General features: G+C 66.2%; 15 protein-coding genes. 11 read left to right on the forward strand and 4 right to left on the reverse strand.

What is annotated here, in order from left to right; all coding sequences use genetic code 11:
* Window positions 1-18 precede the first annotated feature (18 nt).
* Window positions 19-1,374, reverse strand: coding sequence for a 3-carboxy-cis,cis-muconate cycloisomerase (locus E4K65_RS11130; protein ID WP_135174199.1), 1,356 nt, complete (start codon window positions 1,372-1,374; stop codon window positions 19-21).
* 172 nt (window positions 1,375-1,546) lie between these two features.
* On the opposite strand from E4K65_RS11130, the gene E4K65_RS11135 reads away from it, so the two are divergent.
* The 11 genes from E4K65_RS11135 to adhP all read left to right on the forward strand — a co-directional run bounded on the left by E4K65_RS11135 (window position 1,547) and on the right by adhP (window position 10,710).
* The gene (locus E4K65_RS11135) at window positions 1,547-1,993 is read left to right on the forward strand and encodes an SRPBCC family protein (protein ID WP_011088412.1); all 447 of its coding nucleotides are present in this window, start codon (window positions 1,547-1,549) and stop codon (window positions 1,991-1,993) included.
* Between the two features lie 135 nt (window positions 1,994-2,128).
* Window positions 2,129-2,614 (forward strand): (2Fe-2S)-binding protein, encoded by a 486-nt coding sequence (locus E4K65_RS11140; RefSeq protein WP_027548697.1) that lies wholly within the window; start codon window positions 2,129-2,131, stop codon window positions 2,612-2,614.
* 36 nt (window positions 2,615-2,650) lie between these two features.
* Window positions 2,651-3,457 carry an FAD binding domain-containing protein gene (locus tag E4K65_RS11145; protein ID WP_135174200.1) on the forward strand — a complete coding sequence of 269 codons (807 nt, stop codon included), beginning with the start codon at window positions 2,651-2,653 and terminating at the stop codon, window positions 3,455-3,457.
* Between the two features lie 63 nt (window positions 3,458-3,520).
* Window positions 3,521-4,429 carry an AAA family ATPase gene (locus E4K65_RS11150; RefSeq protein ID WP_135174201.1) on the forward strand — a complete coding sequence of 303 codons (909 nt, stop codon included), beginning with the start codon at window positions 3,521-3,523 and terminating at the stop codon, window positions 4,427-4,429.
* Window positions 4,430-4,573: 144 nt separating this feature from the next.
* Window positions 4,574-5,776 (forward strand): vWA domain-containing protein, encoded by a 1,203-nt coding sequence (locus E4K65_RS11155; protein WP_135174202.1) that lies wholly within the window; start codon window positions 4,574-4,576, stop codon window positions 5,774-5,776.
* Window positions 5,777-5,787: 11 nt separating this feature from the next.
* Entirely contained in the window at window positions 5,788-6,111 is a 324-nt protein-coding gene (locus E4K65_RS11160; RefSeq protein WP_135174203.1) for an XdhC family protein, read from the forward strand.
* Between the two features lie 2 nt (window positions 6,112-6,113).
* Entirely contained in the window at window positions 6,114-6,815 is a 702-nt protein-coding gene (locus tag E4K65_RS11165) for an XdhC family protein (protein WP_135174204.1), read from the forward strand.
* Window positions 6,812-8,416, forward strand: a complete 1,605-nt coding sequence (locus tag E4K65_RS11170; protein ID WP_135174205.1) for an NTP transferase domain-containing protein — start codon at window positions 6,812-6,814, stop codon at window positions 8,414-8,416. The genes E4K65_RS11165 and E4K65_RS11170 overlap by 4 nt, the downstream gene beginning before the upstream one ends.
* 200 nt (window positions 8,417-8,616) lie before the next feature.
* Window positions 8,617-9,006 carry a DUF4189 domain-containing protein gene (locus E4K65_RS11175; protein ID WP_135174206.1) on the forward strand — a complete coding sequence of 130 codons (390 nt, stop codon included), beginning with the start codon at window positions 8,617-8,619 and terminating at the stop codon, window positions 9,004-9,006.
* Window positions 9,007-9,128: 122 nt separating this feature from the next.
* Window positions 9,129-9,539: a DUF2000 family protein gene (locus E4K65_RS11180; protein WP_167770724.1), complete on the forward strand. Its 411-nt coding sequence runs from the start codon at window positions 9,129-9,131 to the stop codon at window positions 9,537-9,539.
* A gap of 145 nt (window positions 9,540-9,684) precedes the next feature.
* Entirely contained in the window at window positions 9,685-10,710 is a 1,026-nt protein-coding gene (adhP, locus tag E4K65_RS11185; RefSeq protein ID WP_135174208.1) for an alcohol dehydrogenase AdhP, read from the forward strand.
* Window positions 10,711-10,714: 4 nt separating this feature from the next.
* On the opposite strand, the gene E4K65_RS11190 is transcribed toward adhP, so the two are convergent.
* The 3 genes from E4K65_RS11190 to E4K65_RS11200 are packed head-to-tail and all read right to left on the reverse strand — an operon-like array spanning window position 10,715 to window position 11,937.
* Window positions 10,715-11,128: a GFA family protein gene (locus E4K65_RS11190; protein ID WP_135174209.1), complete on the reverse strand. Its 414-nt coding sequence runs from the start codon at window positions 11,126-11,128 to the stop codon at window positions 10,715-10,717.
* A 12-nt stretch (window positions 11,129-11,140) separates the two neighbouring features.
* A complete protein-coding gene (locus tag E4K65_RS11195) occupies window positions 11,141-11,605 on the reverse strand; it encodes an SRPBCC family protein (RefSeq protein ID WP_135174210.1) in 465 nt (154 codons plus the stop codon).
* On the reverse strand, window positions 11,602-11,937 hold the full coding sequence (locus tag E4K65_RS11200) for an ArsR/SmtB family transcription factor (RefSeq protein ID WP_027548708.1): 336 nt from the start codon (window positions 11,935-11,937) through the stop codon (window positions 11,602-11,604). Before E4K65_RS11200 ends, E4K65_RS11195 begins: the two co-directional genes overlap by 4 nt.
* Window positions 11,938-11,966 lie beyond the last annotated feature (29 nt).

Below are 11,966 nucleotides of genomic sequence, written 5' to 3' on the forward strand. Positions count from 1 at the left end.
CAGATCATGCTCAAACAATTAGTCTCGGTCGAGGCTGTCGAGCAGCCGGTCGATCAGGGCTTGGGAAGCCCCTTGATAGGCCATCGGCTCGAACAATGCCGCAATTTTTTCCGGCGAAAGATGCGCGGTGACCTGCGAATCGCCTGACAGCACCTCGCGCAGATGCTTCTTCTCGGCGACCGCGCGCTTGCTCGCGGCCTCGATGAGATGATGCGCATCGCTCTTGCCGATGGTCTCGGCCAGCGCGAAGGTGACCGCCTCGGCCATGATCAGCCCGTGCGTCGCATCGAGGTTGCTGCGCATGCGTGCCGCGTCGACGTCGAGGCCCTCGGCGATATCGACGATGGCGGCGAGCGCGCCCGAGGTGACCAGCATCAGTTGCGGCAGCGTCGGCCATTCCGCGTGCCAGGGGCCGGCGCTGCGCTCGTGGTCCTGCACCTGCGCGGCAAAAATCGTCGCGGCGAGCTGCGGGGCCATGGTCGCACAGCCCAGCGCGCTTGCGGCCGCGACCGGATTGCGCTTGTGCGGCATGGTCGAGGAGCCGCCGCGGCCTTCGCCGGCCGGCTCGAACGCCTCGGCGACATCGGTCTGCATCATCAGCGAGACGTCGCGCGCGATCTTGCCGCAGCTGCCGGCGAGAATCGCAAGAGCCGATGCGGCTTCCGCGATGCGGTCGCGATGGGTGTGCCAGGGCGCTTCCGGCAGCGGCAGGTTGAGCTTCCGCGCCAGTCGCTCCGCAACGACGAGCCCCTTGTCGCCGAGGGCCGCGAGCGTGCCGGCCGCGCCGCCGAATTGCAGCGCGAGGCCCTCGCGGGAGAGCCGCCTGAGGCGGCAGCGGGCGCGGGCAAGGCTTGCCGCATATTCGGCGGCCTTGAGCCCGAACGGCATCGGCAACGCATGCTGGAGCCAGGTCCGCGCCACCATGGCGGTGTTGCGATGATTACGCGCCAGTGCGGCAAAGCCCTTGATGGCACGGCTGAGGTCGGCGTCGAGTGCATCGATGCCGGCACGCAGTGCGAGCATGGTCGCGGTGTCGATGACGTCCTGGCTGGTTGCGCCCCAATGCACGTAGCGGGCGGCCTCCGCATCGGCCTTGGCGACATTGGCGGTCAGCGCCTTGACCAGAGGAATGGCCAAATTGCCCGATCGCGTCGCGGCCTCTGCCAGGGCAGCAGGGTCGAAGGACTCCGCCTTGCATGCTGCTTCGATCGGGCCCACGGCGGCCGCGGGAATCACGCCGGTCGCGGCCTCGGCCCGGGCGAGGGCTGCCTCGAAATCGAGCATGTTCTGAAGGGTGGAGCGGTCGTCGCAGACGGCGCGCATGGCGGTGCTCGACAGCATCGGCGCGAGCAGGGGGGAGAGGGCTGTGCTCATGTTGCGCGGGACCTAACCATCATGGCTCGCCTGTGCCAATCCAAAACCGACCGCACAAGATTTTTTGCAGTTGCGAATATGCATTGCACGTGACCGGAGGCCGCCCTTTCCTTTGCGGTCCCCGTGCGTTACTTGAACAGCATTATAGTTGCACGATCCCGGGAGGCACCCCATGGCCATGACGATGAACGGCGAAGTCCAGCTTGCGGCGCCGCGCGAGGCCGTGTGGGCCAAGCTCAACGATCCCGAGGTGCTGAAGGCCTGCATCCCCGGCTGCGAGGAGCTGGAGAAGACCGACGACGGCGGCTTTCGCGCCACGGCCAAAATGAAGGTCGGCCCGGTGTCGGCGCGCTTCAAGGGCAAGGTGACGCTCTCCGATCTCGACCCGCCGAACGGCTACAAGATCTCCGGCGAAGGCGAGGGCGGGGTGGCCGGCTTCGCCAAGGGCGGCGCCGTGGTCAAGCTCGCGGAGAAGGACGGCGGCACGCTGCTCTCCTACGACGTCGAGGCGCAGATCGGCGGCAAGTTGGCGCAGCTCGGACAGCGCCTCATCAACGGCGCCGCCAAGAAGCTGGCCGACGAGTTTTTCGCGAACTTCGCCAAGGCGGTACAGGGCTGAAGGCTATCGCCTTTCGGCATGGCGCCTTGCGTCCGGGGTGATGTTGCCCCGGGGCATAATGGCCCATATGATGGGTTGGAATAATTATAAGAACCGCTTCGACGGGACCCGTCGGGGCGCTGATAGAGAGTGCTTATGGCAAAAATCTCCCTCATCGTGAACGGCAATCCTGTGACGGCCAACGTCGATCCCCGCACGCTTCTGGTGCAGTTCCTGCGCGAGAATCTGCGGCTGACCGGTACCCATGTCGGCTGCGACACCTCGCAGTGCGGCGCCTGCGTCGTGCATCTCGACGGCAAGGCCGTGAAGTCCTGCACCACGCTCGCCGTGATGGCCGACGGCCACGAGGTCAAGACGATCGAGGGGCTGGCCGCCGACGGTGCGCCGCTGCATCCGATGCAGGAAGCCTTCCGCGAGCACCATGGCCTGCAGTGCGGCTTCTGCACGCCCGGCATGATCATGACCGCGATCGACATCGTCCATCGCAAGGGGCACGAGGTCGACGACCACACCATCCGCGAGGAGCTGGAAGGCAATCTCTGCCGCTGCACCGGCTACCAGAACATCGTCACCTCGATCTCCGCCGGCGCCAAGGCGATGGCGAAATCCGACCTCGCCTAAATCGACACGCGCACATCCCGCGATCAGGACATTCAGATGTACGAATTCAAATATCATCGCCCCGGGACGGTCCGGCAGGCCGCCAACCTCCTGGTGAAGAACGAAGACGCCAAGGTGATCGCCGGCGGTCACACGCTGATTCCCGTCATGAAGCAGCGCCTCGCCAGCCCGCCGCTTCTGGTCGACCTCTCCCACATCGAGGGGCTCAACACGATCGAGATGAAGGGCCGCTCGCTGGTGATCGGCGCCACCGCCAGACACGCTGAGGTCGCGACCTCCGCCATCGTCGGGGAAGCGATCCCGGCGCTCGCGAGCCTTGCCGGCGGAATCGGCGATCCCGCCGTACGCCACAAGGGCACGATCGGCGGCTCGCTCGCCAACAACGATCCGACCGCGGACTATCCGGCTGCGGTGCTGGCGCTCGGCGCCACCATCGTCACCAACAAGCGCCGCCTCAAGGCCGAAGAGTATTTCCAGGGGCTGTTCACGACGGCGCTCGAGGCCGACGAGATCATCACCAAGGTGATGTTCCCGCTGCCGAAGAAGGCCGCCTACGTCAAATTCCGCAACCAGGCCTCGCGTTACGCGCTGGTCGGCGTGTTCGTGGCGCGGCGTCCTTCGGACGTGCGCGTTGCCGTCACCGGCGCCGGCTCCGAAGGCGTGTTCCGCGTCACCGCGTTCGAGGAAGCCCTGAAGAAGCGCTTCTCGGCGAAGGCGCTCGACGGCATCGAGGTGCCGGCCGAGGGTCTCAACAGCGACATCCACGGCAGTGCCGAATACCGCGCGCACCTCATCGGGGTGCTGACGCGGCGGGCCGTCGACGCCGCCAATGCCAAAGAATGATGGGCCTCACCAACTGGCCCAACGACTTGCCCCGGTGAGGGCGTAAACGAGACTGGCCCTTTCATGACTTCAGCGGCCCTCCCGGCATCGGTCGATGCGATGCTCGAACTCCTCACGTCGCGCGGTTACCTCGCGGAGCGATCGCTGGCGACGGTGACCTACCTGTCGCTGCGCATGGGGCGGCCGCTGTTTCTCGAAGGCGAGGCCGGCGTCGGCAAGACCGAGATCGCAAAAGTGCTGTCCGCGGCGCTGGGGCGGAAGCTGATCCGTCTGCAGTGCTACGAAGGCCTCGACGTCTCCTCGGCGGTCTACGAGTGGAACAGCGCCGCGCAGATGATCGCGATCCGGATGGCGGAAGCCGCCGGCGACACCGATCGCGATCAACTGTCGAGCGACATCTTCGCCGACCGCTACATGATCAAGCGGCCGCTGCTCCAGGCGCTGGAGCCCGACGTTGCCGGACCGCCGGTGCTCCTGATCGACGAGCTCGACCGCGCCGACGAGGCGTTTGAGGCCTATCTCCTGGAAATCCTCAGCGACTTCCAGGTGACGATCCCCGAATTCGGCACCGTGAAGGCGCCGCATCCGCCGATCGTCATCATCACTTCCAACCGTACCCGCGAGATCCACGACGCGCTGAAGCGGCGCTGCCTCTATCACTGGGTGGATTATCCCGCCGCCGAGCGCGAGCTTGCGATCGTCAAGACGCGCGTGCCCGGAATCTCGGCAAAGCTGTCGCAGCAGGTCGTGCGCTTCGTCCAGGCGCTGCGCAACCAGGATTTCTACAAGTCCCCGGGCGTCGCCGAGACCATCGACTGGGCCACCGCGCTGTCCGAGCTCGACGCCCGATCGCTGACCCCGCAGGTGGTCGGCGACACGCTGGGCGCGCTGCTCAAGTACCAGGACGACATCACCCGGATGCAGGGCGACACCCTGCAGAAGGTGCTGAAGGAAGCGACGAGCGAGGATTGATCTCGCGGCAAATTGCGCCCGGCATTTCCGGGGCGCGCGTAGCGCGAACCCGGAATCCATCGGGCCGCAGAGTTAGTGGATGAATGGATTCCGGGCTCGCGCCAAAGAGGTGCGCCCCGGAATGACGGCTGAGAGTGTGGACCCATGGCCATTAACCACCTGGCACCCGAGCAGACCGAGCAGTTTGCCGACAACATCGTCGGCTTCGCCCGCGCGCTGCGCGCGGCGGGCATGCCGGTCGGGCCGGGTGCGGTGATCGATGCCATGAACGCGCTTGAGGTGATCGACATCGGCAACCGGGCCGACGTCTTCACCACGCTGGAGGCGATCTTCGTCAAGCGCCACGAGCATGCGCTGATCTTCAAGCAGGCCTTCAACCTGTTCTTCCGCGCCTCGGAGGAGTGGAAGCACATGCTGGATTCGGTGCCGCTGCCGGATCAGGCCAAGAAGAAGCCGCAGGCCGGCGCGCGGCGCGTGCAGGAAGCGATGTCGCAGCCGCGCATGACGGAGACGCCGCAGCACCAGGAGCAGGATCTGCGCCTGTCGGTGTCCGACAAGGAAATCCTTCAGAAGAAGGATTTTGCGCAGATGAGCGCGGCGGAGATCTCCGAGGCCCTGCACGCCGTCGAGCGGATGCGGCTGCCGCAGGCCGAACTGCTGACGCGCCGGCACCGGCCCGATTCCCGAGGCCTGCGCCTCGACCTGCGCCGCACGCTGCGTGCGTCATTGCGCACCGGTGGCGACATCATCGACATCCATCGGCTCGGGCGGATCGAGAAGCCGGCGCCGATCGTCGCGCTGCTCGACATCTCGGGCTCGATGAACGAATACACCCGCCTGTTCCTGCATTTCCTCCATGCCATCGGCGATGCGCGCAAGCGCGTCTCGGTGTTCCTGTTCGGCACCCGCCTCACCAACGTCACCCGCGCGTTGCGCCAGCGCGATCCCGACGAGGCGCTGGCGAGCTGTTCGGCCTCGGTCGAGGACTGGGCCGGCGGCACGCGGATCTCGGCCTCGCTGCACAACTTCAACAAATTGTGGGCGCGCCGCGTCCTGAGCCAGGGCGCCATCGTGCTCCTGATCTCCGACGGGCTGGAGCGGGAGGCCGATTCCAGGCTCGCCTTCGAGATGGACCGGCTGCACCGCTCCTGCCGGCGGCTGATCTGGCTCAACCCGCTGCTGCGCTTCGGCGGCTTCGAGGCCAAGGCGCAGGGCATCAAAATGATGCTCCCGCACGTTGACGAATTCCGCCCGGTACATAATTTGAGTTCGATCCAGGAGCTGATCACGACGCTCTCCCGGCCGCTGCCGCCGCATCACCGCAGCCTGATCCGTTCCGCAGCTTGAGAGGTTACCCCATGCTCGATCGCGACGAGGACATTCTGAAGGCGGCGGAGGACTGGCAGAAGGCCGGCCGTGGTGTCGCGCTCGCCACCGTGGTGGAGACCTGGGGCTCGGCGCCGCGCCCGGCGGGCTCGAGCCTCGTCATCAACGACGAGGGCACGTTCTTAGGCTCCGTCTCCGGCGGCTGCGTCGAGGGTGCCGTGGTCACCGAGGCCATGGACGTGATCGAGAGCGGCAAGCCGAAGATGCTGGAATTCGGCGTTGCCGACGAGACCGCCTGGAATGTCGGGCTGTCCTGCGGCGGCACCATCCGCGTCTTCGTCGAGAAGGTCAGCTAGCCGTGAAGCTCGCGATTTTGCACGAACTCAATGCCGAGCGCGCCGCGCGCCGTCCCGCGATTTTGGTGACGGACACCGAGAGCGGTGAGCAGCGCCTGGTCAAGGCGAATGATTTTGCCAAGGATCCGCTGCGCGTCGAGCTCGAAAAACAGCTTCGCATGGGCAAGAGCGCCAATGTCGAGGTCGGCGGCAAGAAGCTCTTCCTCAACGTCTACGCGCCGACCGCAAAGCTCGTCATCGTCGGCGCGGTCCATATCAGCCAGGCGCTGGCGCCGCTGGCGCGCTCGCTCGGCTACGACGTCACCGTCGTCGATCCGCGCACGGCCTTTGCAAGCGCAGAGCGCTTCCCCGACATTCCGCTGGTGGCCGAATGGCCCGACACCGCGCTGCCGCCGCTCGACGTCGATGCCTACACGGCGTTCGTCGCGGTGACACACGATCCCAAGATCGACGATCCCGCGCTGCTGCACGCCTTCGAGCGCGGCTGCTTCTATATTGGCGCGCTCGGCTCGCGGAAAACCCATGCCAAGCGCGGCGACCGGTTGCGGGCGCAGGGCGCCAAGGACAGCGACATCGCGCGCATCCACGCGCCCATTGGCCTTGCGATCGGTGCCGTCTCGCCGTCGGAGATCGCGGTGTCGATCATGGCCGAGATCACGGCGGTGCTTCGGCTGCCACCCAAAGAAAAAGAAGAAGCGGCATGAAATTCGGCCCGGCGAGCCCCAGGGATGCGATCGGCGGGGTGACCGTCCACACCCTGCGCCAGGGACCGCTGGTGCTGAAGAAGGGCACGACGATCGGCCCTGCCGAGGTCGAGGCGCTGGAGCGCGCCGGCATCAAGGACGTCGTGGTGGTGCGGATGGAGGAGGGCGACGTCTCCGAGGACGTCGCAGCCGCCAGCATCGCGCTTGCGGTGGGCGGCGAGGGCATCCATGTCGAGCGCGCCTTCACCGGCCGCGCCAACCTGTTCGCCACGCGCCCGGGCGTGCTGGTGATCGACCGCGCCGCCGTCGACCGCATCAACAATATCGACGAGGCCATCACCTTTGCGACGCTCACCGCCTACAAGCCGGTGGTCGAGGGCGAGATGGTCGGCACCGTCAAGATCATCCCGTTCGGCGTCGAGGGCGCCTTGCGCGATGCCGCGGTGAAGGCCGCCGGCAGGGACGTCCTGAAGATCGCCCCCTACGTCATCCAGCGCGTCGGCGTGGTCTCGACGCTGCTGCCGGGCCTGTCCTCCAAGGTGATCGACAAGACGCTGCGCGTCACCGCCGAGCGCCTGGCGCCGGCCGGCGCCAGCATCATCGCCGAGCGGCGCGTCCAGCATGACGAGCATGCGCTGTCGGCCGCGATCAAGGAATTGCTCGGACTTGGCGCCGAGCTGGTCATCGTGTTCGGCGCCTCCGCGATCGCCGACCGTCGCGACGTGATCCCCGCGGCCGTCACGGGCATCGGCGGCGAGATCGAGCATTTCGGCATGCCGGTCGATCCCGGCAACCTCTTGCTGATCGCCCGCGCCGGCGGCGTGCCGGTGCTGGGCGCGCCGGGCTGCGCGCGCTCGCCGGTCGAGAACGGGTTTGACTGGGTGCTGATGCGGCTGCTTGCCGGCATCAAGGTGACGCGCGCCGAGCTGATGGGCATGGGCGTCGGCGGGCTCCTGATGGAGATCGTGACGCGGCCGCAGCCGCGCGCGACGCCGGAGATCGAGGGCAACAGCCGGGTCGCGGCCATCGTGCTCGCGGCGGGCCGCTCGACCCGCATGGGCGGACCGAACAAGCTGCTCGCCGAGCTCGACGGCAAGAAGCTGGTGCGGATCGCGACGGAGCAGGCGCTGGCTTCGAAGGCATCCGAGGTGATCGTCGTCACCGGCCATCAGACCGAGCTGGTCGAGCAGGCGCTGCAAGGCCTGAACGTGAGGTTCGCCAGGAATCCGGATTTCGCCGGCGGCATCGCGAGCTCGGTCAAGGCCGGGATCGCGGCCGTGTCTGAGGCTTGCGACGGCGCCGTGGTTTGCCTCGGCGACATGCCGCTGATCGATGCCGGCCTGATCGACCGTCTCATCGACAGCTTCGCACCGGACCGCGGCAATCTGATCGTCGTGCCCGTCAGCGAAGGCCGCCGCGGCAATCCCGTGCTGTGGTCGCGCCGCTTCTTCAGGGAATTGATGACCCTCGACGGCGACGTCGGCGCGCGTCACCTGATCGCCAAGCACACCGAGGCGGTCGCCGAAGTGCCCGTCGACGGCGAGAGCGCCTTCCTCGACATCGACACGCCGCAGGCGCTGGAAGCGGCACGACGCGGATAGTGACTCTTGTAGGGTGGGTTAGCGCAGCGTAACCCACCATGCTTCAGCTTCAGCGATAGCGGAACGAAGTTGGTGGATTACGCTTCGCTAATCCACCCTACGGCACCTCCCAAGGCTCCGATTTCAACCACCCGTTCACCATCTGGAAACGACCGCGGCTTAGAGTCCTCCGCACCTGCCTTGGGGGGAGGGGTTTTTCCATGGCTTCGAATGTCGTCGCGCGCCGTTGCGCGATGTTTTTCTTTGCGTTGTCTGTTTGTGTCGCGGGCGCTCGCCACATCACGGATGCACATGCCGCCGGCGCGTTTGCGGTCGGCAAGTGCGGTGCCGATGGCCAGGCTTTCGATTACGGCGCCGAGCACGAGGCCCGCGCCGTGGCGCAGAAGCAGTGCAAGGGCGATTGCACGACGGTGACGATGAAGCGCGCCTGCGCTGCGATGTCGGTCGACCTCGCCAACCCCTGCGGTGCGTATGGTTATGCCGTCAAGCCGAAGATCTCCGCCTCGCTCAATGCCGCCACGCGCGAATGCTACAAGTACGGCGGCAAGGAATGCGTGATCCGCGCCTGGGCCTGCGATGCGAAGGGTTGAATTCTCCTCCGTCATTCCGGGGCGTCGCGCAGCGACGACCCCGGAATCTCGTGCGATAATCTCCAGATTCCGGGTCCGCGCCTGACGGCGCATCCCGAAATGACGATTCTTTGGAGACATGCATGCAGTTCGACACCAAGATCGCCGTCGTAATCCGCTCCGATCTTCAGGCCTGGCAGAAGCTCAACGTGGCGGCTTTTCTCACCAGCGGCATCGCCGCGGCTTTTTCCGAATGCATCGGTGAGCCCTATGAGGATGCCTCGGGCACGAAATATCACGCGCTGATCGGCCAGCCGATCCTGATCTACGGCGCCGACGGTCCGGCGCTGTCGCGCGCGCTCGACCGTGCGCTCACCCGCAACGTGGTGCCGGCGGTCTATACCGAGGACATGTTCAAGACCACGCATGATGCCGCCAATCGCGAGGTGGTGAAGGCGGTGCCGCGTGCCGATCTCAACCTCGTCGGCATCGCTGTTCGCGCCGAGCGCAAGGTGATCGACAAGATCGTCGACGGCCTCAAGTTCCATAGCTGACACGTCCCCGCGCCTCGCGCCGCATCGTCATCGCGATGTCACGATGGCGCGAGCGCTTGCGCAAACTTTGTGCGGTTTGATTCCAATCAAGAGGGAGCCTTGCGGCCTCGCTAGTCTGCTCCGCGCAATGCAAGGGAGCAGACCGATGCCGACCATGAAAGCCGCAATCGTCAGACAATTCGGCAAGCCGCTGGTGATCGAGGACGTGCCGGTGCCGCAGCCCGGCCCCGGCGAGGTTCTGGTCAAGGTGAAGGCCTGCGGCGTCTGCCACACCGATCTGCACGCCGCCTCCGGCGACTGGCCGGTGAAGCCGGTTCCGCCCTTCATTCCCGGCCACGAGGTTGCCGGCATCGTCGCCGCGCTCGGATCCGGCGTGAAAAATCTGAAGGTGGGCGATGCCGTCGGCGTCGCCTGGCTGCACGACGCCTGCATGTCCTGCGAATATTGCGAGACCGGCTGGGAGACGCTGTGCGAGCACCAGCACAACACGGGCTACAGCGTGAACGGCGGTTTTGCCGAATATGTCATCGCCTCGGCCGCCTTTGCCGCCAAACTGCCGGCGACGATCGATTTTGCCGGCGTCGCGCCGATCCTGTGCGCCGGCGTCACCACCTACAAGGGCTTGAAGGAGACGGAGGCAAAGCCCGGCGAGTGGGTCGTGATCTCGGGTGTCGGCGGGCTCGGCCATGTCGCGGTCCAGTATGCCAAGGCGATGGGGCTCAAGGTCGCGGCCGTCGATATCGCCGAGGACAAGCTCAAGCTCGCCCGCGAGACCGGCGCCGACCTCGCGGTCAACGCGCTCGCGGACGATGCCGTGGACAAGGTGTTGGCGACAACCGGCGGAGGGGCGCACGGCGTGCTGGTGACGGCGGTCTCGACCGCCGCCTTTGCCCAGGCACTGAAGATGGTGCGGCGGAAGGGCACCGTCAGCCTCGTCGGCCTGCCGCCGGGCGAATTCCCGACGCCGATCTTCGACGTCGTGCTCAAGCGCATCACCGTGCGCGGCTCCATCGTCGGCACCCGCCGCGACCTCGACGAAGCCATCGCGTTCGCCGCGGACGGCAAGGTCAAGGCCGAGGTGACGAAGGTGCCGCTCGCAGAGATCAACAACGTCTTCGACCGGATGAAGGCCGGCAAGATCGACGGCCGCATGGTGCTGGACTTTGGCTAGTGCCTCACCCGGGCGGCATCTTTTCGAATTTCGGCAGGCCTGGGTCGAGATGATCCCAGCCATGCCCGCGCGCTCCGTAGGTCACCGCCTGCGGCTTGTAGCGGGCGGGCTCGTCGAGGCTTGCGGCGCGGATGGTGAAGATGTCGGGCATGGCGGCAAAGGTCAGGTAAACAGGCAAGCCACACTGGGAGCAGAAGCCGCGCGTCTTCACATTGCCGCTGTCGCCGACCATGTCCCAATGCTTCGCCTCGCCGCTCAGCGTGACGCCGGCGCGCGCGAAGGTCGCGTAGGAGCCGTGGCCGCTGCCGCTTTCCCGCTGGCAGTCCCGGCACTGGCAGTGATTACTGAAGATGGGCTCACTGGTGATCGAATAGCGGATCGCGCCGCAGGCGCAGCCGCCGGTATAGGGCTTGTCCATCGTGATGACTCCTTACTTGTCTTCGCCGCTGATTTCGTCGAGCTGTCGGACGACCTTCTTCCAGCCGCCGTTCATGATCGTGTAGGCACTCTCGTTCCTGGGCAGCACGAAGCCCGCATGAATCAGCTGGATCCGCGTGCCCGCCTCGACCGGGGTGAGGGACCAGGTCACGACGGTGTCGAGCGGTGCGCCATAGCCGGTGTTGCGCTCGTCGCCGCCCTTCCAGGCGTAGACGAGGCGCCTGTTGGCCACGACCTCCAGAACGCGGCAATGAATGACGCCGTCCCAGTCGCCACCCGGTTTGGTCTGGAACGTGAAGGCCTTGCCTTCGACGGCCTCGAAGCCGGTCGGCGGCATCAGCCAGCGCGCGATCAGCTGCGCGCTGGTCAACGCCTTCCAGATCGTCTCCGGCACGTGAGGGAACACCTCGTCGATGACGATGTCCTTTGTTTCAGCTTTCAACTCGGCAGCACTCACGAATCGATCTCCTTCAAGAGGTCACGCAGGTTCTGGAAGCGCTCGCGCCAGAAGACGCCGTAATGATCCATCCAGGTCACCAGCGGCTCGAGTCCTTGCGGCGCGGCGCGGTAGTAGACGTTGCGGCCCTCCGCGCGCTCGGCAACGAGGCCGGCCTGCTTCAGCGACTTCAGGTGCTGCGAGATCGCACCTTGCGTCACGCCACTGCCGCGCGTCAGTTCGGCAACGCTGATCTCCTTACTCTCGAAGACGCGCTCGAACACGGCTCGGCGGGTCGGATCGGCGAGGGCGCGCATCACGGTGGTGACGGGGTTTGGGGCGGCTTCGATCATGCCGATAAATTAGCGAAGGCTAATGCATT

The organism is Bradyrhizobium niftali (assembly GCF_004571025.1).
In the GTDB taxonomy this organism is placed as follows: domain Bacteria; phylum Pseudomonadota; class Alphaproteobacteria; order Rhizobiales; family Xanthobacteraceae; genus Bradyrhizobium; species Bradyrhizobium niftali.